Source organism: Altericroceibacterium spongiae (assembly GCF_003610805.1).
In the GTDB taxonomy this organism is placed as follows: domain Bacteria; phylum Pseudomonadota; class Alphaproteobacteria; order Sphingomonadales; family Sphingomonadaceae; genus Altericroceibacterium; species Altericroceibacterium spongiae.
Map to the genome: position 1 here is coordinate 211,813 of NZ_RAPF01000006.1, position 23,813 is coordinate 235,625.

At 59.9% G+C, this 23,813-nt stretch carries 15 protein-coding genes; 8 read left to right on the forward strand and 7 right to left on the reverse strand.

The annotated features are described in order from the left end of the window. Positions 1 to 5: 5 nt before the first annotated feature. The 6 genes from tsaE to trxA are packed head-to-tail and all read left to right on the forward strand — an operon-like array spanning position 6 to position 9,105. Positions 6 to 449: a tRNA (adenosine(37)-N6)-threonylcarbamoyltransferase complex ATPase subunit type 1 TsaE gene (gene tsaE / locus D6851_RS12875; protein WP_120325279.1), complete on the forward strand. Its 444-nt coding sequence runs from the start codon at positions 6 to 8 to the stop codon at positions 447 to 449. After that, positions 446 to 1,438: an aminoglycoside phosphotransferase family protein gene (locus tag D6851_RS12880; RefSeq protein WP_120325280.1), complete on the forward strand. Its 993-nt coding sequence runs from the start codon at positions 446 to 448 to the stop codon at positions 1,436 to 1,438. The genes tsaE and D6851_RS12880 overlap by 4 nt, the downstream gene beginning before the upstream one ends. Then, a complete protein-coding gene (locus tag D6851_RS12885) occupies positions 1,435 to 2,157 on the forward strand; it encodes a nucleotidyltransferase family protein (protein ID WP_238474090.1) in 723 nt (240 codons plus the stop codon). The genes D6851_RS12880 and D6851_RS12885 overlap by 4 nt, the downstream gene beginning before the upstream one ends. Positions 2,158 to 2,168: 11 nt before the next feature. Further along, positions 2,169 to 5,243, forward strand: a complete 3,075-nt coding sequence (gene addB, locus D6851_RS12890) for a double-strand break repair protein AddB (protein WP_120325281.1) — start codon at positions 2,169 to 2,171, stop codon at positions 5,241 to 5,243. Next, entirely contained in the window at positions 5,240 to 8,725 is a 3,486-nt protein-coding gene (gene addA / locus D6851_RS12895) for a double-strand break repair helicase AddA (protein ID WP_120325282.1), read from the forward strand. Before addB ends, addA begins: the two co-directional genes overlap by 4 nt. A 59-nt stretch (positions 8,726 to 8,784) precedes the next feature. Next, complete coding sequence (gene trxA, locus D6851_RS12900) at positions 8,785 to 9,105, forward strand: thioredoxin (RefSeq protein WP_120325283.1); 321 nt, start codon at positions 8,785 to 8,787, stop codon at positions 9,103 to 9,105. A 256-nt stretch (positions 9,106 to 9,361) separates the two neighbouring features. Here trxA and D6851_RS12905 read toward each other — a convergent pair whose 3' ends face one another. Continuing rightward, on the reverse strand, positions 9,362 to 10,174 hold the full coding sequence (locus D6851_RS12905) for an inositol monophosphatase family protein (protein ID WP_120325284.1): 813 nt from the start codon (positions 10,172 to 10,174) through the stop codon (positions 9,362 to 9,364). Beyond that, positions 10,171 to 11,397 carry a bifunctional glutamate N-acetyltransferase/amino-acid acetyltransferase ArgJ gene (gene argJ / locus D6851_RS12910; RefSeq protein WP_120325285.1) on the reverse strand — a complete coding sequence of 409 codons (1,227 nt, stop codon included), beginning with the start codon at positions 11,395 to 11,397 and terminating at the stop codon, positions 10,171 to 10,173. The genes D6851_RS12905 and argJ overlap by 4 nt, the downstream gene beginning before the upstream one ends. Positions 11,398 to 11,451: 54 nt before the next feature. Here argJ and D6851_RS12915 point away from each other — a divergent pair, with 54 nt between their 5' ends. After that, positions 11,452 to 11,757, forward strand: coding sequence for a hypothetical protein (locus D6851_RS12915; RefSeq protein ID WP_147395479.1), 306 nt, complete (start codon positions 11,452 to 11,454; stop codon positions 11,755 to 11,757). Between the two features lie 85 nt (positions 11,758 to 11,842). Continuing rightward, a complete protein-coding gene (secA, locus tag D6851_RS12920) occupies positions 11,843 to 14,593 on the forward strand; it encodes a preprotein translocase subunit SecA (RefSeq protein WP_120325287.1) in 2,751 nt (916 codons plus the stop codon). Between the two features lie 28 nt (positions 14,594 to 14,621). Here secA and D6851_RS12925 read toward each other — a convergent pair whose 3' ends face one another. The 5 genes from D6851_RS12925 to D6851_RS12945 all read right to left on the reverse strand — a co-directional run bounded on the left by D6851_RS12925 (position 14,622) and on the right by D6851_RS12945 (position 23,635). Then, a complete protein-coding gene (locus D6851_RS12925; RefSeq protein ID WP_120325288.1) occupies positions 14,622 to 16,103 on the reverse strand; it encodes an MFS transporter in 1,482 nt (493 codons plus the stop codon). Between the two features lie 68 nt (positions 16,104 to 16,171). After that, a complete protein-coding gene (locus D6851_RS12930; protein ID WP_120325289.1) occupies positions 16,172 to 18,001 on the reverse strand; it encodes a diguanylate cyclase in 1,830 nt (609 codons plus the stop codon). Between the two features lie 63 nt (positions 18,002 to 18,064). Continuing rightward, positions 18,065 to 19,468, reverse strand: coding sequence for a TolC family protein (locus D6851_RS12935; RefSeq protein ID WP_120325290.1), 1,404 nt, complete (start codon positions 19,466 to 19,468; stop codon positions 18,065 to 18,067). After that, a complete protein-coding gene (locus D6851_RS12940) occupies positions 19,465 to 22,608 on the reverse strand; it encodes an efflux RND transporter permease subunit (protein WP_238474091.1) in 3,144 nt (1,047 codons plus the stop codon). Before D6851_RS12940 ends, D6851_RS12935 begins: the two co-directional genes overlap by 4 nt. Further along, positions 22,568 to 23,635 carry an efflux RND transporter periplasmic adaptor subunit gene (locus tag D6851_RS12945; RefSeq protein ID WP_238474092.1) on the reverse strand — a complete coding sequence of 356 codons (1,068 nt, stop codon included), beginning with the start codon at positions 23,633 to 23,635 and terminating at the stop codon, positions 22,568 to 22,570. Before D6851_RS12945 ends, D6851_RS12940 begins: the two co-directional genes overlap by 41 nt. Positions 23,636 to 23,813: the final 178 nt, after the last annotated feature.

Genomic DNA, 23,813 nt, shown 5'->3' on the forward strand with positions numbered 1-23,813 from the left:
AGGATATGAAAACGCAACTGCCCGATCTCGCTGCCATGGAAAGCTATGGCCAGCGCATTGCGGAGAAGCTGCGGCCGGGCGATGTGGTGGCACTGACCGGCGGGCTGGGGGCGGGCAAGACCACACTGGCCCGCGCGATCATCGCTGCACTGGGCTATACGCATGAAGTGCCGTCGCCCACTTTCACCATTATCGAAACCTACGACCCGCCGGCCATCAGTCTGCCGCTGGTCCATGCCGACTTCTACCGGCTAAACGATCCCGCCGAAGCTGAAGAGCTGGGACTGGACGATTATCGCTACGGCGCGGCGATGATCGCTGAATGGCCCGATCACGCCGGTGGCTTTGCGCAGGAGCCGGCCTGTTTGTCGATCCATCTCGAAATTGCGGATGAAGGGCGTTTGGCCGTTGTCGAACCGGGTCCTGATTGGCTAACCCGCCTGCCATGACAAATGACAGGCCCGAGGGGCTCGACAGGTTCCTGCAACAGGCAGGCTGGAATGGTGCGGCGGTGGAGCCGCTGGCAGGCGATGCCAGTTTCCGGCGCTATTTTCGGATTCGCGATGGCGAAAGGGGCGCCATGCTGATGTATGCCCCGCCGCCTGAAGAAGATCCCGGCCCGTTTCTCGATGTTGCGCACTGGCTGACGGAGCATGGTCATCGCGCCCCGGCAGTCCATGCCGAACTGCGCGATGAAGGCTATGTCCTGCTGGAAGATTTCGGCGATGACCGGATGCGCGACTGGCTCGACGATCATCCCGATGCCGAACTGGAGACCTATCGCGCGGCCATCGATGCGCTGGTAAAGCTTCATGCCAGTGAGCCGGGGCCTTTTGCGCCTTACGATATGCCAACCTATGCGCGTGAAACGGCGCTGTTCACCGAATGGTATTGCCCTGCCATGGGCCTTTCTGTGGATGAGGAGGGCTATCATGCCGCATGGCGCGAAGTGCTCGCGCCGCTGCTCGACCGGCAAAAGCCAGGCGTCACCGTGCTGCGCGATTACCATGCCGAAAATATCATGCTGCTCGATCCGCATGGCGATCAGGGGGGCGAGCAGGGGCTGATCGACTTTCAGGATGCGCTGGTCGGTCATCCGGCATACGATCTGGTTTCGCTGTTGCAGGATGCGCGGCGCGAGGTTTCGCCGGAGCTGGAGCGGGCCATGCTCGATCATTATCGTTCGCGCGTCGATACGGGGCCGGATTTTTCGGCCGATTATGCGCGGCTCGGCGCGCAGCGTAACGCCAAGATCGTCGGCATTTTCGCCCGGCTGTGGAAGCGGGATGGCAAGCCGCGCTATCTGGCGTTTATCCCGCGCGTATGGGAAGCGCTCGAACGCGATCTGGCTCATCCCGCGCTCGCCCCCGTGGCGCGCTGGTTCAATGACAATATCCCTCAGCAAATCCGCGATACACGCGGTGGAGAATTGATGTGAACACTCTTGCGTCCGACACGGCCATGGTGATGGCGGCGGGTCTGGGCAAACGGATGCGTCCGCTGACGGCGACGCAGCCCAAACCGCTGGTGCGTGTGGCAGGCAAGCCGCTGATCGATTACGCGCTGGACAAGCTGGCTGCAGCCGGAGTCGCCAAAGCGGTAGTCAATGTCCATTATCTCGCCGATGCGCTCGAAGCGCATGTGCTGGATCGCGATTTGCCCAAAGTCGCTATCTCGGACGAGCGTGACCGGCTTCTCGAAACCGGCGGCGGTATGGTGAAGGCGCAGCGCGCCGGGCTGCTTCCCGATCCGTTCTTTTGCGTCAATAGCGACAATATCTGGCTCGACGGACCCTATCACGCTTTCCGCGAACTGAGCGAAGCCTGGAACCCGGATAGCATGGATGCGCTGCTGCTGCTGGTGCCGCATACCGGCGCGCGCAATTTCGATGGCAAGGGCGATTTCCATATGGATACGGAAGGGCGGATTTCGCGCCGCCGTTCGGGCCGGATTGCGCCCTTTATTTATTCGGGCATTCAGCTCGTTTCGCACCGGCTGCTGTGCGATGCGCCCGAGGGAGCATTCTCGACCAACAGCCTGTGGGACCGGGCGATGGAAGAGCAGCGACTTTACGGGCTGCTCTTTGCGGGGGAATGGTTCGAAGTGGGCAGTCCGCAGGCCATCGCGCCGACCGAAGCCGCGCTTCGGGGCGATTGAGGGCGCGCGCAATGACGCAGCGCACCGGGCCGCAGATCTTCTCTATCGCCGCGCATCGCGGTTTTGCCGATGCGCTGGTGGCCGGGCTGATGCCGCGTTATGCGCAGCCGCATGTCGGGCTCGCACGGCTGACGCTGATCCTGCCCAGTACCCGCGCGATCCGCACCGTCAGCGAGGCGTTTATCCGGCATAGCGGCGAAGGGCTGCTAATGCCGCGGATGGTGGCGGTGGGCGATCTCGATCTCGACGAAACGCTCGGCCCGTTGCTCGATCCGCTGGGGGCGGGCGAGGCGATTCCGCCGGCGGCCGATCCCACGCGCCGCTGGTTGCGGCTGGCCGAGTTTATCCGCGAGGAACGCGGGGAGCAGGCCCCTAAAGGCGGCGCGCTGCTGCGTCTGGCGCGTGAACTCGCTCAGGCGATGGACCGGCTGCTGGCAGAAGAGATCGCGCCAGAGGATCTCCTGTCCGACCGGGTGCTCGATCTGCTGGGGGATCTGTCCGAGCACTGGAAAGATAGTCTGCGCCTGTTCGCCAAAGTCCAGCTTCGCTGGCTGGCTGAGCTGGAAGCGCGCGGTGAAGTGGATGCGGCGAGTCGGCGCAATGCGTTGTTCGCACGCGCTGCACAGCTCTGGAAGGCCGATCCGCCGCAATCGCCGGTCGTTGCGGCCGGTGTTACCAGTGCGGCACCGGCTCTGGCGGGCCTGCTGCGGGTGATTTCCGAAATGCCGGGCGGCGCGGTGGTGCTGCCCGATTGCGATCTCTCGCTCGATCCTGAGATATGGCAGGAACTGGGCCGCGCCGGAGCGAGCGAGGAGCCGGGCGGAGCGCCGTTTGGGGCGCATGATGCGGTGACGCATCCGCAATATCATCTGAAGCTGCTGCTCAACCGGATGGGCATCGCCCGCGATGAAGTGCAGCAATGGCACCGGGCGGGCATGTCCAAGGGGCCGCCCGAGCGTTCCTATGCCATTTCCAGTCTCTTTCTGCCCCCGCAGGCGAGCAGACGCTGGGTCGATCTGCCGGCCGAAAAGCGCCGCCTGTCGGGTGTCAGGCTGATGGAAACCGCCAATCCCGAGGAAGAAGCGCAGGCTATTGCGCTGCTGATCCGTCGCAAGCTCGAAGAGCCGGAGCAGCGCGCAGCGCTGGTCACGCCCGACCGCGCGCTTGCCGAAAGGGTAGCGGGCCATTTGCGACGCTGGAATATTGCCGCCGACGATTCTGCCGGACGCGCCTTATCGCAGACCGCGGCCGGACGGCTGATTCTGTTGCTGGCCGAAAGCGCCGCTGAGGATCTGGCGCCGGTGCCGCTGATGGGCCTTATCCAGCACCCGCTGGCGGGCGAAGGGCAGGCCGGTGAAAGCGCGGCGGGGAGCGGCCGGGCGTTCTGGCTCGAACAGGCGCGGCTGCTCGAACGCGATCTGCGCGGGCCGCGCCCCGAACCCGGCCTGGCGCCCCTGCGCGCCCGGATCGCCCGCATTGCTCTGCGCAAACCCGCCATCGCACAGTGGTGGCAGGGCGTCGAAGCCACGCTTACCCCTGTGCTGGCGCTGGGTGAAGCGGCGCAAGAGGGCGAAAGGGGGCATGGGGACATTCAGGCCGTTCCGCTGGCCGCCATGCTCGATGCGCTGGCCGAAGCGGGGGAGCGATTATGCGGCGATATGCTCTGGGCCCGCGAAGATGGCCGCGCGCTCAGCCAGTTTATCGAGGAATTGCGCCTTCATGCGCGCGATGTCGGCACGACCATGGCGCTGCGCGATCTGCCTGCCGCGCTGCGCGATGCGATGGAGACGGTTGCCGTGCGCCCGCCATATGGCGGCCATCCGCGCGTGGCGATTTACGGCCTGCTCGAAAGCCGGATGACGCGCGCCGATCTGGTTGTTTGCGCCGGGCTCAATGAAGGGACCTGGCCCCGCTCTCCCGCTATCGATACGCTGATCGCGCCGCCGGTTCTGCGCGCGCTGGGTGTGCCGGGCGGCGATTTCCGCATCGGCCTTGCCGCGCATGATCTGGCCGGGGCACTGGGCGCGCCCGAAGTGGTGCTGAGCCGCGCGCAGCGCGATATGTCCGGCCCGGCCATTCCCTCGCGCTTTCTGCTGCGGGTGGAGGCGCTGCTCGGCAGCGGGCTGGTCGAGGATCATCGTGAAACGGCCATTCCGGCGCTGGCCCGGCGGCTCGATCTGCCGATGGAACCGGCACCGGCCTATCCGCGCCCCGCACCCAGACCTTCGGCCCGGCAGCGCGATGTCGAAATCCGTGTCACCGCGCTCGACCGGCTGCGCAGCGATCCCTATCAGTTCTATGCCGATGCCATTCTCGGTCTCAAACGGCTCGACGGGCTGGATGAAGAGCCGTCCGCCGCCTGGAAAGGCACGGCGGCGCATGCGATCCTGGAAGACTGGCATGACAGCCATGGCGGTGACATGCAGGCGATTGCCGAAAGGGTGCTCGACAGTATGAACGCTCATCCGCTGATGCGCGGATTGTGGCGCCCGCGCCTGCTTGCCGCGCTCGAATGGGTGGAACAGACCGTTGCCAGCCAGCGCGTGCAGGGCCGCCAGCCGGTGCTGTGGGAAAAGCCCGGCAGCTTCAGGATGGACGGGGTGACGATCAAGGGCCGTGCGGACCGGATCGACCGGCTGGAAGACGGCACGCTCGCCATTGTCGATTACAAGACCGGCAAGCCGCCATCGTCCAAAATGGTCGAACAGGGTTTTGCTCTGCAACTGGGTCTGATCGCGCTGATGGCCGAAGCGGGCGGGTTCGAAGGGCTGGAAGGCGAGGCGAGCCGGTTCGAATACTGGTCTCTGGCGAAAGTCGGCGGAGAGGACCGTTTCGGCTTTATCGAAACCCCGCTGCGCGAAGGACGCAAGAAAAGCGGCCCGCTGCCCGAGGAATTTCTGCCCGAAACGCGTCGCTATCTCCACGATGCGATCGGCCGCTGGATCAAAGGCAATGAGGCTTTCACCGCCAGGCTCAATCCCGATGTGCCGGTCTATACCGATTACGATCAGCTGATGCGGCTCGATGAATGGTTTTCCCGCGTGCTGGCGGGGCAGGAACCGGCGAATGGAGAGGGCGAGGCATGAGCGGCGCAGTCTATCCGCTTCACGGTGCGCAGAAACTGGCGGTCAATCCGGCGGATTCGGTCTGGCTTTCGGCATCGGCGGGCACCGGCAAAACGCAGGTTCTTTCCGCCCGCGTGCTGCGTCTGCTGATGCAGAGCGATGTCACGCCTGCGCAGATATTGTGCCTCACCTTCACTAAAGCCGGCGCAGCGGAAATGGCAGTGCGGATCAATGAAGTGCTTGCCCGCTGGGTGCGCCTGCCCGAAACCGAACTGGCGACCGAACTTGGCTATATCGGCGCGCCGAGCGGCCCTGAAGCGCGCGCTCATGCGCGAACGCTGTTTGCCAGCGTGCTCGATTGCCCCGGTGGCGGGCTGCGGATCGACACGATCCACGCTTTTTCGCAATGGCTGCTATCGGCCTTTCCGGAAGAAGCCGAACTGACGCCCGGCACACAGGCGATGGAGGATCGCGACCGCGAATTGCTGGCGCGCGAAGTGCTGTCCGAAATGCTGCTCGATGCTGAAAGGCAGGGCGATAATACCACGCTCAGCCAGCTCGCCATGCTCAGCCTCCGGCTTGGCCCCGATGCGGTGCAGGGCTGGCTGATGCGCTGTGCGCAGGCGCGCGAAGCCTGGTTCGGCCCCGGTGCATGGGCCCCGCCGCTGATGCCGCGGGTGAAACGGCTGCTCGGGCTGGAGGAAGAGGCCGATGAGGCCATGCTGGCGGCGCTTTGCGCGGATGAGGATTTCGCCATCGCATCCTTGCGCGACTGCGCGCGGGCCAATGCCGAATGGGGCACGAAGACCGGGCTGGCGAGCGCCGATGCGATAGCTGGCTGGCTGGCTGCGTCCCCACAGGCCCGGGTCGAGCGACTGGACGATCTGGAAAAGGCGCTTTTCACCCAGAAGGGGGAGCCGCGTTCGCTTAAATCGCTGCTCAAGATCGAACCGGCCTATGAAGGGCTGGCCGGGCAGGTGAAGCAGAGTCTCGACACAGTGCGGCAGGTGCAGTTGCTCCTTTCGCTGGCAGAATGGCTCGCTCCGGCGCTGACTGTCGGGCGGCAATTCGCTCTGGCATGGGACGAGGCCAAGAAACGCGAAGGGCTGATCGATTTCGACGATCAGATCCGCCGGGCGGCGCAATTGCTGTCCCGCTCGGATCTCTCCGACTGGATCCGCTATAAGCTCGACCGGCGCTTCGATCATATTCTGATCGACGAGGCGCAGGATACCAATGAAGCGCAATGGGATATCGTCCGTGCACTGACCGGCGATTTCTTTACCGGGCTCGGCCAGCATGCCGATAAATTGCGGACCATTTTCGTGGTCGGCGATTACAAACAGGCGATTTTCGGTTTTCAGGGCACCAGCCCGGATAATTTCGAAGCCGCGCGGGCACGCTTCCAGAAAGAGATTTCCGAATCCGCCCGCAATGCGCGCCGATTGAACCGGGCCGGAGAGGGGCTGCGTGATTTGCAGGAGCTGGGGCTGGACCGCAGTTTCCGCACCGCGCAGCCGGTGCTCGATTTCGTCGATGCGGCGATTGAACGAATTACGCCGGAACGGTTCGGTCTGACAGGCGGGGCGGACCGCCATGTCGGGGAAGATCGCCCCGGTCTGGTCGCTCTGTGGCCTCCCGTCAGCGCCCATTCCGAAGAAGGAACGAGCGGCGATGAAGGGGAGGAAGGCTGGCTGTCCAAACCCGACCGGATGATGGCGGACCGGATCGCGGCACAGGTTGCGCGCTGGATGGAAGAAGGCTTTCCGCTGGTCAAAGGCGGTGCGCGCCGGGCCGGGCCGGGCGATGTAATGGTGCTGGTGCGTAAAAGGCGCGATCTTGCCGGGCTGATCGTGGCGCGGCTCCATGCGCGCGGTGTGCCGGTGGCCGGGGTAGACCGGCTGCGTCTCGGGGCGCCGCTCGCGGTGCAGGATCTGATGGCGGCGATCCGCTTTGCCGCGCAGCCGCTCGACGATCTCAATCTCGCCGCTCTGCTGGTTTCCCCGCTGGTCGGCTGGACGCAGCAGGAATTGCTCGATCATGGCTGGCGGGAAAGCGGCAGGCGGTTATGGGATCATTTGCGCGCTTCCACTGATCCGCATGTTCGCGCGACGCTGGCGAAACTGACCGATCTGTTGCGACTGGCCGATTTCGAACCGCCGCAGGGGCTGCTTAGCTGGATACTCACCGGCCCGTGGCGCGGGCGGCAGGCGCTGGTCCGGCGGCTGGGCCATGAAGCCAATGATCCGATCGACGAATTGCTCAATGCCGCCCATGCTTATAGCAGCGCCCATGCCGTGAGCTTGCAGGGCTTCATCCGCTGGTTCGATGCGGGCGATGGCGAGCTGAAACGCGAAGCCGGTGCGGGGGAAGGGCTGGTCCGGGTGATGACAGTCCATGGCTCCAAGGGCTTGCAGGCGCCTATCGTGATACTGGCCGATGCGGCGGGCAATCCGAACGATGCCAGAGGCTCTGCGCTGCAACTGGAAGAACGGCTGGGGGAAGGCGACTGGTTCGACCGGCGGACATTGCCGCTGCCTTCTATCCGCAAGGACGACCGGGCAGGGCCGGTGGCCGAGGCCGCCGAGAGCATGAGCGCTGCCGAACTGGAAGAGCATTGGCGGCTGCTTTATGTTGCCATGACAAGGGCCGAGGAAGCGCTGTTTATCGGCGGCGCGCTGGGCTTGCGGGAAACCGAACCGCATAAGGATAGCTGGTATGCTCAGCTTGCCCCGCTTTTTCCCAGTGAAGCGGTCAGCGATCCGGTCTGGGGGGAGCGCCATGAATGGGGCGCGCCGGGCGATTTACCCGACGCGCGCCGGCAACCTCCGGCTGCCGCGACACAGACAGTGGATCTGCCGGGCTGGGCGGTCCAGCCGATCGGGCCGGAGCCGCGCCCGCCCCGTCCGCTCGCGCCCTCATCGGCGGGCGAGGATCAGGCCGCCGATCCGCCTTTACCTGCCGATCAGGCGGGGCTGGCGGCCCGGCGCGGGATTCTGATTCACAAGCTGCTCGAACGTTTGCCCGAACTTTCTGCGGAAGAGCGTGCGGAGGCCGGGCGGATCTGGCTCGCGCGGCAGGCGGGCGATGTGCCGGAAGACGCGCGGCAGGACATGCTCGATGCCGCGCTCCGCGTTCTGGCCGAGCCGCAATGGGCCGAATTGTTCTCACCTGCCGCTCTTGCCGAAATTCGGCTCGCTGCGACGGTGGAGGGGCAGGTGATTGCCGGGATCGCCGACCGCCTGCTGGTGGAAGAAGACCGGGTGCTGATTGCCGATTTCAAGACCGCGCGCCGCCCGCCCAGGTCGCTGGACGGTGTGCCGCAGGCGACATTGCGGCAGATGGGCGCTTATGCCGCAGCCTTGCAGGCGATCTATCCGGGGCGGCGCATCGAAGCGGCGGTGCTTTACACACAGACGCCGCAACTGATTGCGATTCCCGGCGATATTCTGGCGCGCCACAAACCGGGCTTGTCCGGTGCGCAGGAAAGCTTGGGCCTTTGAGAGTTGTTTCGTCCGGCCGGGCGACTAGATTGACAATCCGACACAGGAGTGAAGAGATTATGGCCACCAAGAATGTTACCGATGCGAGCTTCCAGGCGGATGTGCTCGATTCCGACAAGCCGGTTCTGGTCGATTTCTGGGCGGACTGGTGCGGCCCCTGCAAGATGATCGCGCCTGCGCTGGAAGAAATCAGCGAGGAACTGTCCGGTCAGATGACCATCGCGAAGATGGATATTATGGAAAATCCCGATGTGCCGGGGCAGATGGGCGTGCAGTCCATTCCGTTCATGGTGCTGTTCAAGGATGGCAAGCCGGTTTCGCAGAAGCTGGGTGCTGCGCCCAAGAGTCAGCTCAAGCAGTGGATCGAAAGCGAGCTGTAATTTATCGGCCGCCTCGTAAGGCCTGACCGTTCGCATAGCGGCTTTTCAAAGAATCGCTTTTCAAAGGACGGCTTTTCAAAGGATCGGCGCGCTCCTGCTTCTGGCAGGTGGCGCGCCGTTTTTATCGTATGGCTGCGTTTATCGGCCCGGCGGCAGCGGTGGGGCGCGGCTATGGCCCTGCGAAACGGAGTACTGGCTCCGTTAGAGGCGTTTATGGCCCCGATCAGGCGCGTTCTGCCCCCCTTGTAAAAGACGCTCAGGAGGCCGTGCTGTATCCGGCATTGTCGAGCCGCTTTGCCAGCTCGTCGAACAAGGCCTGGCTGGCTGCGCCGATCATACCTTTCTCTTTTGAATCAACGCGATAGGGCGATCCGTCGAGCCTTGCGGACACGCCGCCCGCTTCATTGAGGAACAGCGATCCCGCGGCATGGTCCCATGACAGCGTGCGCTGATAAAGCGCCAGATCGTGATTTCCGAAAGCGACCAGCGGATATTGCTCCGCCGCGCAACGCGGTGCCTTCGCCTCGGTATAATGTGGGGCGATGGCCGTGTTGAAAAGGTCCCGCTGGCTTTGTGCCATATAGGCTGTCATCGCAGCCAGAACCGGCGGTTTTGTACCGGTTTCAGCGGCAGTGACACGCTCTCCATCGACAAAGGCCCCGGCGCCTTTGCGGGCATGGCACAGCCGGTCGCGCACCGGATCGTAAATCCAGCTTCCCTGCGCCAGACCGCTATCGGCCAGCGCCACCATCAGCGCGAAAGGTCCTTCACCGCTGGCGAAATTCTTGGTCCCGTCAATCGGATCGATGATCCAGCATAGCCGGTCCAGCCCATCGAGCACCGAAGGGTCGGCAAAGGCGGCTTCTTCACCGACGATTGCAGCTTCCGGCATGAGCGCTGAAAGCCCTTCGGAGAGCATCGCCTCGGATTCCCGATCGGCAATGGTTACCGGATCATCTTCAGCTTTTTCAATGACTTCGTCCGGTGCAAGATTGCGATAACGCGGCATAACCACGCTGCGTGCCGTTTTGCGAAGCAGCTCCAGAACCTGTTTATCGAGCGTATTCATGAACGGTAATCCGCATTGATCGCAATATAGCCATGAGTCAGATCGCAGGTCCACACTGTCGCCCGACCATCGCCCAGACCTATATCCACTTCGAGCAGCACATCCTGCCCGCGCAAATGCTCTGCGACCGGCGCTTCGTCATAATCGGCCAGCGGCTGCCCGTTTTTCGCCGCCCAGTGTCCGCCGAAACCGATCGAAAGCCGGTCCCGGTCCGCCGGCTCCCCGGCCTTGCCGACCGCCATCACAACACGGCCCCAATTGGCATCTTCCCCGGCAATTGCCGTTTTCACCAGCGGCGAATTGGCAATAGCGAGCCCGATCCGATGCGCACTTTCGTCCGAAATCGCGCCGGAAACCCGCACTTCGATGAATTTGCGCGCACCTTCGCCATCGCGCACGACAAGATGGGCAAGCTGCTGACAAACATCGCGCAAGGCCGCTGCAAAAGCATCCGCCCCGGGGGCGTCGTAAGACCGAAGCGGGGCATGACCCGCCTTGCCGGTAGCAAAGGTCAGCACCGTATCACTGGTCGAAGTATCGCTATCGACCGTAATGGCGTTGAAACTGTCTTTCGTTGCCTCGTTCAGCATATCCTGAAGAAGCGCCGAATCGATCGCGGCATCGGTGAAAATATAGCCCAGCATAGTGGCCATATCGGGAGCGATCATACCGCTACCCTTGATAATCCCGCATAATTCCACGCGCTTATCGCCAATCATGGCGGAGGCATGAGCACCCTTGGTGAATGTATCGGTTGTCCCGATGGTGAGGGCGGCATCTTCCCAGTTGCAGGGCTCAGTGGTCAGCACGGCTTCCACACCGGCTCTGACTTTATCCTTGGGCAGAGGTACGCCGATAACGCCGGTGGAGGAGACGAACACTTCTTTTCTGTCGCAAGCCAGATGGTCAGAAACCTGATCCATGATCTGTTCCACTGCTTCCCGTCCGCGATAGCCGGTGAACGCATTGGAATTGCCGGCATTGACGATCAATGCCCGCGCTGTGCCGCGTTTCACATTCTCGCGCCCCAGTTCAACTTCGGATGAACAGCACACATTGCGGGTGAACACACCGGCAATCGTTGTACCTTCGGTGAGTTCGGCGAAGGTCAGATCGCAGCGATCCCAGTCTTTATAACGGGCGCGGGCGATGCGCAGCGTTACACCTGCGACTGGCGGCATTTCCGGAAAGGAGCGAGCGAGGGGCGAGCGTTCAGTATCCATGGAGCGCTCTTTAAGCAGCCTTGCAGGTCTCGTAAACGCGCTTTCTTGCTGGACGTGAGCGCGCAGACTTCCTATCTCGTCAGCACGATGCTGCGTCAGCTACTCACGCTTTTAGCTCTTTTTACCGGCCTTGCGGCTGCCGGAGAGCCTGCCCATGCGCGTATTTCCGGCGTGGAAAATGTACGCCTCGCTTACGCTAGCGAAACGCCGCAAAGCTGCATAGAGCGTTGCAGCCCACTCGCCGCACAATTGGCACGGTATCTCGAAAGACAGCCGGAAAACCGGGAAAATGGCAGTCGGACATGGCAGATGGTTGCCTTGCCAGGCGTGATTCCAGGGGTCGATCGCGCTCACGAATAGGTTGGGTTTTCCCTCGCCGATTTCCCAATTGCCGCGTCCGCAGGGCCGTGGTCGCATATCTCATTTATAAATCAGGAAACGCCCAATGTTCGGTGCGCTCGCCAAATCCCTTTTCGGTTCCGCCAATGAACGATACGTCAAATCGCTCAATAAAGTCGTCGATCAGATCAATGCGCTGGAATCTCAGCTTGAAGCCTTCAGCGATGAAGAACTGACCGCTCAGACCGACAAATTCCGTCAGATGCTCGAAGGTGGAAGCTCGCTTGACGATATTCTTCCCGAAGCCTTCGCAACGGTTCGTGAAGCCTCGCGGCGTGTCCTCGGCATGCGCCATTTCGATGTGCAGATGGTTGGGGGTATTGTCCTTCATCGCGGTGAAATTGCCGAAATGCGCACCGGTGAGGGTAAGACCCTGGTCGCCACGCTGGCGGTCTATCTCAATGCCATTGAAGGCAAGGGTGTGCATGTCGTCACGGTGAATGATTATCTCGCCGCTCGTGACGCTGAAACGATGGGCCGCTTATATAACTTCCTTGGCCTTACGGTCGGGGTGATTGTGCCCAATCTGTCGGAGCATGAGCGCCGTGCAGCCTATGCGGCCGATATTACCTACGGTACGAATAATGAGTTCGGCTTCGATTATCTGCGCGATAATATGAAGCATGAGCGCGGTCAGATGGTTCACCGGCCTTTCAACTTCGCGATTGTCGACGAAGTCGATTCGATTCTGATCGACGAAGCGCGCACGCCGCTCATCATTTCAGGACCGACCGAGGATAAATCGGAACTTTACGTCGCTATCGACAAGGTCGTGAAAAATCTCGACCCGGAATGGTATGAAAGCGATGAGAAGAGCAAGAATGTCACGCTGACCGAAGACGGCGTGGAGGAAATCGAGAAGCTGCTTTATGCAGAAGGGCTGCTCGAAACCGAAAATCTCTACGATGTCGAGAACACGCAAGTTGTGCATCATCTCGATCAGGCCATGAAGGCCTGTATCATGTTCAAGCGCGATACGGATTACATCGTGAAGGACGACAAGGTCGTTATCATCGATGAATTTACCGGCCGTATGATGGATGGCCGCCGCTGGTCGAATGGTCTGCATCAGGCGGTGGAAGCCAAGGAAGGCGTAAAAATCGAGCCGGAAAATCAGACGCTGGCATCGATCACTTTCCAGAATTACTTCCGGATGTATCCCAAGCTTTCCGGCATGACCGGGACGGCGGCAACCGAAGCTGCCGAGTTCTGGGATATTTACAAGATGAACGTGGTCACCATCCCGACCAATGTGCCCGTCCAGCGGATCGACGAGCAGGATGAGTTCTACAAGAATACGACCGATAAGTTTCAGGCTATCGCCAAAGCCATCCGGGAAAAGCATGAGATCGGCCAGCCGGTGCTGGTCGGCACTGTCTCGATTGAAAAATCGGAATTGCTGTCGGAATTTCTGCGCAAGGAAGGCGTGAAGCACAATGTGCTCAATGCCCGTTTTCATGAAATGGAAGCGCATATCGTGGCGCAGGCCGGCCGGTTCGGCGCGGTTACGATTGCTACTAATATGGCGGGGCGCGGTACCGATATTCAGCTTGGCGGCAACATCGAATTCCGGATGGAAGACGAATTACGCGATATGGAAGAGGGGCCGGAACGCGATGCCGCTTTGGAGCGGATCAAGCAGGAAGTGGCCGAGGAGCGTGAACGCGTGCTGCAGGCAGGCGGTTTGTTCGTGCTGGGCACTGAGCGTCATGAAAGCCGCCGGATCGATAATCAGCTTCGCGGCCGTTCCGGACGTCAGGGCGATCCGGGGCTTTCCCGCTTCTATCTCTGCCTGGAAGACGATCTGCTGCGTATTTTCGGTCCCGATACGATGTTCGCCAAGATGATGAATTCGAATCTTGCCGATGGTGAGGCAATCGGTTCCAAATGGTTGTCCAAGGCGATCGAGACTGCTCAGAAGAAAGTCGAAGCGCGCAACTACGATATGCGTAAGCAGGTCGTGGAGTATGACGATGTGATGAATGACCAGCGCAAGGTCATTTATGAGCAGCGCGCAGAAATCATGGATAGCGAGACGGTGGATGATGTCGTCGTCGATATGCGCCATGATGCCATCAATGCGATTGTCACCGCAGCCTGCCCTCCGGGCTCCTATCCTGAGAAATGGGATGTCGCCGGACTGAAAGACGGGGTCAGCGACATTCTCGGTCTTCAGCCGCCAATCGATGACTGGATGGAAGAAGATGCGCTTGATCCCGAAATGATCGAAGAGCGTCTTGTGCAGCTCGCCGATAAGGTGATGGAAGACAAAATATCCGAGACTGAACCGGAAATCTGGCATCAGGTGCAGAAAAGCGTGCTGCTGGGGCGGCTCGACCATCACTGGAAAGAACATCTCGCTACACTCGATGCGCTGCGTCAGGTGGTGTTCTTGCGGGCCTATGCTCAGAAAACACCGATCAACGAATATAAACAGGAAGCTTTCGGTTTGTTCAGTGTGATGCTCGATACGATCCGCGAAGATGTGACGCGTATCCTTATGACGCATCAGCTTCGCATGGCGCCGCCGCCACCGCCGGTCGATCTCCCTGAACTGCCGGACTTCCTGACAGGGCATATCGACCCTCTATTCGGCACCGATGATGCAGACAGCTCGTCGCGAGCAACAGGCTCGGAAGCGATTCTCGGGTCACTGGCAGGTAGTCCGCGTGCGGCTGTCGGACCGGGTGGCAGTGATGTAGAAAACCCTTATGCGGATCAGAATATCAGCCGCAACGCGCCGTGCCCCTGTGGATCAGGAAACAAATATAAGCATTGTCACGGTGCTGCGAAATAAAAGAGAAAGGGGGCTTCAGGCCCCCTTTTTATTCCTCTGCGGGTTGGTGCCAGCTTAGCGGTTTGGCGACATGCTCCAGCGGTTTTCGTTCCGCAGCAACACCGTAGAATAGCGTGGCCAGAGCAGCCAGACCCATGAGTCCGGCTCCGAACAGATATCCGATAAGCACCTGATCGCGCGAGCCGCTTTCGATCAGCAGGCCGAAGACCCATGGTGCAATGGCCCCGAATAATGTGCCCAAGGCATAAAAGATCGCAATGGCCAGGGCGCGCATTTCAAGCGGGAAGTTTTCCGCTGCCGTGAGATAGGCGGCCGATGCTGCGGCGGAAGCGAAAAAGAAAGTGACACTCCAGCACAGGGTCTGTGTGGTCGCTGTCAGGTGGCCCGCCTGAAAGGCGAAACCGGTGCCCGCGAGCAGAATGCCTGAAATGCCATAAGTCAGAATAATCATTGGCCGGCGCCCCCAACTGTCGAACAGTCGCCCCAGCAGCAGCGGCCCGAGGACATTTCCAGCCGCGAAAGGAAGAATATAATAGCCGACCTTACCGCTGGGAACCCCATAGAAATCGGTCAGCATCATGGCATAGGTAAAGAAGATGGCGTTGTAGAAGAACGCCTGCGCTGCCATCAGTACCAGACAGTAAAAAGTCCTCTTCGGATAGGTTCGGAACAAGGTGGAGAAAACCTCCCGCATCGGTGTGGAACGGCGCGGACGAACATGATGTTCGGCAGGCGGAACATCGGGGAGGTGATGCCCTTCCGCACGAATACGCGCTTCGATACCGTCAATCACACTTTCGGCCTCTTCCTCATGGCCATGTGTAGCCAGCCAGCGCGGGCTTTCCGGCAGGTAACGCCGCAGCAGAAGTATCGTGAGGCCAATGATCGCGCCGCCGAAAAAGGCCAGCCGCCAGCCCCATTCCGGATCGATGATCCGCGGATCGAGCAGCAGGATAGAAGCCCCGCTGGCGAGGGCCGCCCCGACCCAGAAGCTGCCATTGATGACCAGATCGGTCCAGCCGCGCCGTCGTGCCGGGATCAGTTCCTGAATAGCCGAGTTAATGGCTGAATATTCTCCGCCAATACCTGCTCCTGTGAGGAAGCGCATCAGCGTGAAACTGGTGAGATCCCAACTGAAGGCCGTACCTGCGGTGGCAATGAGATAGAGCCCCAGCGTGAGCGAAAAGAGCTTTTTGCGCCCCCAGCGATCCGTCAGCCAGCCGAAGAATAATGCACCGGACACCGCGCCCACCAGATAGGCGGAGTTTGCGAAGCCGACATCGGCTGCAGAGAAACGCAATACGGGGCTTTCCCGCAATGCGCCGGCTATTGAGCCAGCGATAGTGACTTCCAGCCCGTCCAGGATCCATGTGATGCCAAGGGCAATGACCACCAGCCAGTGGAAGCGGCTCCAGGGCAGGCGATCGAGCCTTGCCGGAAGAGCGGCTGCCTTTCTTTTCGCGCTCGCTGATCCGGATGATGGTATTGGCTGGCTTGTGCTATCCGGCATTTCCTGTCCCTGTCTGTTGCGGCAGAAAAGGTAACCGGAAAGGACCGTCCATCAAGGGGGTAAGGCGATCAGGCTCTCTGGCCGATGTTACGCTGATCGTAAGGCAGGGCCACTTCCACGCGATCACGGCCATTATTCTTGGCATCCATCAGGGCATTGTCTGCGCTGCGCAGGATCAGATTAAAACCGCATTGTTCAGGCGCTGTGGCCAGCCCTATGGAAATCGTCACCGATCCAAGCTCCTGACCTGAATGAATTACATGCAGCTCGCTGACTTTGCGGCGAATTTCTTCGGCTCGTTCCAGAGCCATCGCACTGTCGAAGCCGGGCAGCAGCAGCAGGAATTCTTCACCGCCATAGCGGAACGCCATTTCCGGATCGCGCGTGGCGTGCTGCAATAATTTCCCGACTTCCTGCAACACGTGATCGCCGGCTTCATGACCGAACGTATCGTTGAAGTGTTTGAAATGGTCGATATCGGTCATCAGGCAGGAAATCGGTTCATCCAGCCGGGCGGCTCGTGCGAGTTCTACTTCCAGCACTGCATCGAGCCGGCGACGATTGGCCAGTCCGGTGAGCGGATCCATCATGGCCATTTCGCGCAATTTTTCACGCAGGCGGAGATTGCCGATAGCCAGAGCGATATTTTCAGCGACCATGCGCAGATAAACATCGTGGCGGGCATTGGCGGCATTGTCTTCTTCGCCTTCAAGCGGTTCGAAATAGAGCAGACCGATCATTTCCCGCTGCGATGAGAGAGGCATACAGATCGTGTCGGGAATGTCCTCCGGATGGCTGGCGATGTCCAAATGCGGGCAGGGGACATCGATATGCGTGCCGGACGGGCGATGCGGCATGGCCCGTCGTAAGGCCCAGCAGGAAGCCGGAGCGAATTCGGGTTGTGACATGGTGGGCGAAGACCAGTTGCACACCTCAGTGACTGCATTGCGGGTCTGATCGAGAATATACAAACGGCCCGCGCGGTTAGGAGCGATTTCAGGCAGAAAACGCTGCACCACTTCGGTAAGGTCACTGAGTGAATCGCAGCCTTGCATTCTTTGCGTCATGCGCGAGATCAGATTGCGCGTCTGACTGTCAGCATTGCGTTCGGCTTCCAGTCTCTGCCGTTCGAGCCCGTTCTCGCGAAAGATGCGGATGGCCTGTGCCATATCTCCAATTTCGTCGATCTGGTCGATTTCCGGCGGCTGAACGGCAAAATCTTGTGCCGCCAGCCGATTCACCACATCGCTAAGCTTAACCACCGGACTCAGAACCCGTCTCTTGAAGACGAAATACAGCACGCACAGGAACATCAATGCTGTGAGGACCAGAGTGATTTCCGACATGGTCTTCCAGATATCGGATATTTGTGTGGCATCTTCTATCTGGCTGTCGATGCGCTGATCGAGGCGATCCTGAAACCGGCCGAGGAGATTCTCTACCCGATCGAGTTCGCGCTCATATTCGGCACCGAACAGCAATTGCCGGGCCTGTTGCTCATTGCCGCTATCGAAAGCCGTTATCGCTGCTGCCTGCTCGTCATGCAGCGTATCGGCCCAGTTCATAGCATCTTGTAACATCGCGACTTCATTACGCGAGGCGCCGGCCGTGGCGACCGCTTCCGCCCGTTTTTCGACCGCTTCGAGATCTTCAAAATCGTGCTGATAGGCAATCTTGTAGTTGGCTTGTCCGGTATCGAGATACTGGCGGGCGTGCTCGGTCAGTTCGAAAATATCGTTGCCGAGGCGCGATGTTGCCTTGGTCAGCAGGTAGCGTTGTTCAACGGCTTGCTCTTCGACTTCCTGAGCATGGGATGCCAGCAGCATTGTGGTGCCGGAAAGGAGCGTCAGTGCGACAGTTGTGCCATAGGCCCAATTGGTAATCGTAGCGAGCTTCATACCTCGCAGGTTAAGGCCGAATAGAGTAAAATATGTTAATGTGGATGTGTACCGAGAAAATAATCAGGATAATGGCGGGCTGGTTTCGCCTGGTACCTGCTCAGCCGGATATCCTGTGGCAGCATACAGCGCGACAATGGAAGATGCGAGGCTTGCCTCGCTGTCAATCAGCGATTCACGGCTGGAAATAAGCTGGCGCTGTGCATCGAGTACATCGAACAGCGATGCCAGACCTTCCCGATAAAGGGCATTCGATTGCATGAATGCAGCATCGCTTTCCTCAATCGCAGCCCGTAATTCGGCATTGCGCTGGGAATAGGCATCGATACCGACCAGAGCATCCTCCACTTCTGACAGTGCGGTGAGAAAAGCCTGTCTGTATTCGGCAAACCGGGCATCGGCTTCCGCTTCGGCCGCAGTGATTTCGGCTCGCCGACGTCCGCCATCGAAAAGCGGCAGGTCGATCGCCGCGCCGATTGATGCGATAAAGCTGGAAAAGAGGCCGTCTACCCGCCCATCTCCTGCAGTGATTTCTCCCGGAATAGTGAGGGACGGCAAAAGGTCTGAGCGTTCAATGCCGATATTTGCAGCAGCTTCGACCAGTCCGGCCTCGGCGACGAGCAGATCGGGTCTGCGCCTCAGGAGGTCGGCCGGGGTGCCTCTGGGCGGGCCATTCTGAAATTCAGGCACGCTGTCCGTGCTTTCAATATAAGGGGGCATGCCACCCGGCGCGTCACCTACTAATATGGCGAGGGCATGACTGGCTCTGGCGCGTGACAATTCCAGTGTGCCGCGCTGCGCGCGTGTGCGGGCAAGGTCCGCAGCGGCACGACGTACATCGAGATTGGCGGACAGACCGGCCTCGAAACGCAAAGTCACAATGCGCAATGTCTGCTGCTGCAATTCGGTCGATTCGTCGAGCAGAGCAAGACGGGCATCGGTGCGACGCAGTTCGATATACTGGCTGGCAACGGCTGCGGCTATCAGCCGGCGCTGGTCGGCCAGCAAATATTCCGCAGCGGCAAGATTAGCCGCAGAAGCTCGGATTTCCGCATTGAGCCGACCTGAAATGTCTGGCGTGAACTCGCCGAATAACCCGATCGATCCACTGTCACCCGTATCGCCGCTGTCATTGATCTCAGCCGTTATACTGCCGCTGGCATCGAGCGAGGGCATGAGATCGGACTTTTCGGCTTTCAGCAAAGCGGATGCAGCACGCAAGCGGGCCTGTGCTGCTGCAATATCGAGATTGTCAATCAGTGCTTCGCTGACAAGCTGGTTGAGCTGCGAGTCTTCAAATCCTTCCCACCACACTTCGCTGGTTCCCGGCGGGGGCCGGTATGTGGCGCTGAAATCGCCCGGCGTTTCGATGTTTTGCGGGCCGCGTGCCGGTGGCGCGGTAGCGGTGCAGGCGGAGAGAGTTGCTATGATGCCAATCGTGGAAAAGAGAGCGACGCGGCGTTTCATGTCGTCGCGCCTTCCATGGTCTTTTCCTTATCGACCTCGGCGATTTCCTGCTGCAGGCGCTGGAGATCGACACTGCGCGGCTGTCCATAACGGGCTATACCCAGATAGATTACGGGTGTGAGGAACAGGGTGAAGATGCCCGCAATGCCAAGCCCACCAAAAATGACCCAACCAATAGCTTGTCGTGCTTCGGCCCCGGCCCCGCTGGCAATTATCAGCGGGAATGCACCGATTACTGTGGATATGAGTGTCATTGCGATCGGGCGCAGCCGGATCGAGGCCGCCTGCTCAACCGCTTCGCGCACAGAGCGCCCCTGATGACGCAGCTGGTCTGCAAACTCGACAATCAGAATACCATTTTTGGCCATCAGCCCGATCAGCATGACCAGCCCGATCTGCGAATAGATATTTAACGATACACCGGACAGGAAAAGAGAGAAAATCGCTGCGGCCAGGGCGAAGGGAACCGTCAGCAGAACGACCAGTGCGCTGGTCAGACTTTCAAACTGGGCGATCAGCACCAGAAAGACAATGATGAACGCGAAGGCATAGGTCAGCAGCAATTCATGCGAGGTTTCCGCAAGAGTAGCGGCTTCTCCCTGCAGGATAAGGTCGATATTGTCGGCCACCGCTGTTTCGGCGAGACGGTTGATCTCGTCCACGGCATCCTGCAGCGGCACACCGGGCGCAACATTAGCAGAAACTTCGATAGCACGGCGCTGCTCGGTCCGATCCAGTTCGGCCGCAATACCGCGTTCATCAATGGTGGTCACGCTGGAAAGCGGGATCAGCGCATCATTCGCCCCGCGCACATAGAGATTGCGCAGGTCGGACGGGTTGGTAATCATGCGGGTTCTGGATGTGAGGAAGATCGGTACGGCCTGATCGTCTACATTGAGATCGGCCAGCTCCAGCCCGCCCACCATGGCCTGGAGGGTCAGGGACAGGTCGTCCAGATCCACTCCGAGATCGGCAGCATGACGACGGTCTATCTGGACCGAGAGCTGCGGTTGATTGGGCTGATAGGATATATCGGCATTCGAAAGAATGTCCGAATCCATGTCAATCGCGTCGGACAATGCCTGGGCGGAAAGGAAAATATCGTCATATTCGGCACCTGCCAGTGCCACTTCGATCCCTGTTTCGCCGCTGCCTCCGAAGCTTAGCGTGCCGCGGCCGAACACATTGATGCGCGAACCGGGGATTTCGCTCAGCGCTTCATCCATGGCCCGTACGATTTCCATCTGGGTACGGTTGCGCTGTCCCCAGTCGGCCAGTTCCAGCCGGAGCAGGATACGATTGGGGTCGTAGCGCCCGACAATCGAAAACACGGATTCCACTTCGCCGCTTTCGACAAAGGGTTTGAGCGCATCCTCGATCTCATGCAGTTCTTCATCCATGAAATGGATGCCCACGCCGTCCGGACCGCTGGCCATGATGACGATCGAACCACGATCCTCGTCCGGTACCAGTTCATTATCGAGCAAACCATAGAGAAGGGCGGCGCAAGCAGCTGCCGCCAGAGAAAAGCCGATGGTCATTTTAGGATGATCGAGGCAGCGTTTCAGGCCGCGATCATAGGTCGAGCCGATATTTCGCCCCCACCGCGTCAGTCGACTATGCTCATGTCCTTCGGTGCGCAGATTGAGACGCGCGGAAAGAGCTGGGACGAGTGAGAGGGCGACAAAGGAGGACAGAATAACCGCGACGGCCAGCACGAAGCCGAATTCGCGAAATAGTCGTCCGGCCTCGGAAGGCAGGAAGGAAATCGGTATAAAAACCGAAGCGAGGACGGCAGTTGTGGCAATGACAGCGAAGAAGACCTGCCGGGTGCCGATAACGGCGGCGGCTCTTTTCCCAAGCCCCATATTTTGAAGGCGTTGTGCATTTTCCAGCACGACGATAGCGTCGTCGACAATAAGGCCGGTGGCCAGAACAAGTGCCAGCAAAGTGAGCAGATTGATCGAAAAACCCATCAACCATATGCCGGCTACCACACCGACAAGCGCAACAGGAATGGTTGTGCTTGGCACAATGGTTGGCGGCACGGCGCGAAAGAACAGCAGCATGGTCGCGATCACCACGAAAATCGTGAAAATCAGCGTGACCAGTACTTCCTGTACCGACACTTTGATGAAATCGGCGTCGTCTGAGATGACGCGCACCTGCAAATCGTCAAAACGCGCATTGACGCGCTCCACCGCAGCATGAATCGAATCTGAAATCTGGATCGTGTTCGAACTTGCCTGCCGAACAACACCCATGCCGATAACCGTACGACCATCCACCCGGACAAAATTCGTGGCATTGGCAGGCGCAAAATTGGCTTCTGCGACATCTCCTATCCTCGTATCGCCTGCGATCACAATATTGCGGATCAGGTCCGGATTGGTCGCACTGGCTTCTGCCCGGACCACGAGTTCCTGCGCATCCGAACGGAAACTGCCGATCGGTACGTCATAGGGCGCGCGATTGAGGGCTGCTGCCACGTCCGACATGGTCAGGCCGAACCGGTTGAGGCGTACCGGATCAACCGTTACGCGCATTTGGCGCGGGCGGGAGCCGAATTGCGTAATGCTCGCCACGCCTTCCGCTGTCAGCAACTCGGGAATCACGTCGTTTTCGACGATGTTGGACAGGGCTGCCTGATCGTAACGGTTACTCGACACGGCCAGTGTCATGATCGGACTGGCATCCTCATCTGCCTTGACCACTGTAACCTGTTCGATCCGGTCGGGCAGACGCCTTGTGACCCGGCTCACCGCCTCACGGACATCGGAAGCTGCCGTATCGAGGTCGGTACCAGGGTTGAATTCGACCCGCACGCGGGCATTGTTCTCCTCGCTGGCCGAGTGGATTTCCCGAATTCCGGATACGCGTGCGACGGCATCTTCGAGGATCGATGTCACTTCGGTGTCCATCGTCTCCGGTGCGGCACCGGGGAAGTTGGCTGTAACCGAAACGATGGGCCGGTCTACATCGGGTAATTCACGCACTTCGATACCGATCAGCGCCGCTATGCCGGCGATCACGATCAGCAAATTAAGCACCCAGATCAGCAGCGGTCGCTTCACCGCCAGCATGGGCAGATCGGACCGTTCAGTCGCCATCGCTGCCTGCTGCGTTACCGTCGGTTTCACGCAGAACTGCATCCTGGCGTGAAGGAGCTGAGGGTTTCAGAATGCGAACCTCCTGCCCTTCGCGCAATTTCTGCACGCCTTCCACCACGATGACCTCTTCTTCATCAAGAGGAGCATCGAGAAAGGCCAGACCATCGCGCCGGGAGGTGATAGAAACAGGAATTCGATGAGCCTTGCCTTCGCGCACGGCCCAGATGAAAGAACCTTCACCACCCCAGATAATAGCCTGTTCGGGCACGGCAGGGCGTTTGCTGCCGGTCGTTCTGAACAGGACACGAAAGCTCATACCAGGACGCAGGCTGTCATCTGTATTGGCAATCCGGGTTCGCACGGTGAAGGTGCGCTGACTCTGCGAAATCGCAGAGTCAGTGGCAATAACCTGAGCTGAGATGGTCCTGTCCGGTTCCGAGAAGGGTGTAACAGAAACGGTTTCACCCGGCTGCAACTCGGCAAAGATCGCCTCAGGGGCTGCGAAATCGATGTACAGCGTGCTGCGCTGGTCAAGCTGGGCAATCGCTGTCGTGTTGGTGATCCTGTCACCCGGGTCGATATCGGTCAGGCCGATATGACCGGAGAAGGGGGCTCTGATCGTCCGGTCGGCCAGATTGGTCTGGGCTTGCTGTAATTCAACATTAGCCGATGCGAGAGCGGTCTCACCGGCTTCAATCTGACTGGCGGAAAGCGCGCCCGTATCCTCGATCCGGCGATAGCGGGTCAGTAATTGATCGGCTTCCTGAACACGTACCTTGGCAAGCTCCACAGCCAGCTTTTCCCGCCGTGAATCGAGTTCGACCAGCGGCTGGCCCTTGCGCACATAATCGCCCGCGGAAAAGAGTACCCGGCGAACCTGGCCTGCTGTTTCGGGGAAGATCTGGGCAGAAGTGATAGCCCGTGCGGTGCCGACCGCTTCCACTTCATTTTCTTCCGGCAGAAAGGCCAGATCGCGGGCAACGATAGGGATAGCATCCTGTGTGGAGTTCTGGGAACCGTCGCTACAGGAGACAATAAGAAGGGTGAAAGGCAGCAAGAAACTGGATAGCCTTAATGACATTGCTTGACGCTGCACCCTTTCATCATCCGACCCTGAGAATATGCCTATTACGTATATGCACGCGCTACCCGATCTGCCGTCAGGCAAGGCAATTGGCCCGCCTCTTGAAATTTAAGAAGTCCAGCTTTCAGAAGGCCCTCAATTTGGCAGACGA

What these genes read in the sequence shown, in the direction of transcription:
- D6851_RS12880 (WP_120325280.1), top strand. Translation starts at nt 446, where the DNA reads ATGACAAATGACAGGCCCGAGGGGCTCGACAGGTTCCTGCAACAGGCA.
- secA (WP_120325287.1), top strand. Translation starts at nt 11,843, where the DNA reads ATGTTCGGTGCGCTCGCCAAATCCCTTTTCGGTTCCGCCAATGAACGA.
- D6851_RS12925 (WP_120325288.1), bottom strand. Translation starts at nt 16,103, where the DNA reads ATGCCGGATAGCACAAGCCAGCCAATACCATCATCCGGATCAGCGAGC.
- argJ (WP_120325285.1), bottom strand. Translation starts at nt 11,397, where the DNA reads ATGGATACTGAACGCTCGCCCCTCGCTCGCTCCTTTCCGGAAATGCCG.
- D6851_RS12930 (WP_120325289.1), bottom strand. Translation starts at nt 18,001, where the DNA reads ATGAAGCTCGCTACGATTACCAATTGGGCCTATGGCACAACTGTCGCA.
- trxA (WP_120325283.1), top strand. Translation starts at nt 8,785, where the DNA reads ATGGCCACCAAGAATGTTACCGATGCGAGCTTCCAGGCGGATGTGCTC.
- addA (WP_120325282.1), top strand. Translation starts at nt 5,240, where the DNA reads ATGAGCGGCGCAGTCTATCCGCTTCACGGTGCGCAGAAACTGGCGGTC.
- D6851_RS12905 (WP_120325284.1), bottom strand. Translation starts at nt 10,174, where the DNA reads ATGAATACGCTCGATAAACAGGTTCTGGAGCTGCTTCGCAAAACGGCA.
- D6851_RS12935 (WP_120325290.1), bottom strand. Translation starts at nt 19,468, where the DNA reads ATGAAACGCCGCGTCGCTCTCTTTTCCACGATTGGCATCATAGCAACT.
- tsaE (WP_120325279.1), top strand. Translation starts at nt 6, where the DNA reads ATGAAAACGCAACTGCCCGATCTCGCTGCCATGGAAAGCTATGGCCAG.
- addB (WP_120325281.1), top strand. Translation starts at nt 2,169, where the DNA reads ATGACGCAGCGCACCGGGCCGCAGATCTTCTCTATCGCCGCGCATCGC.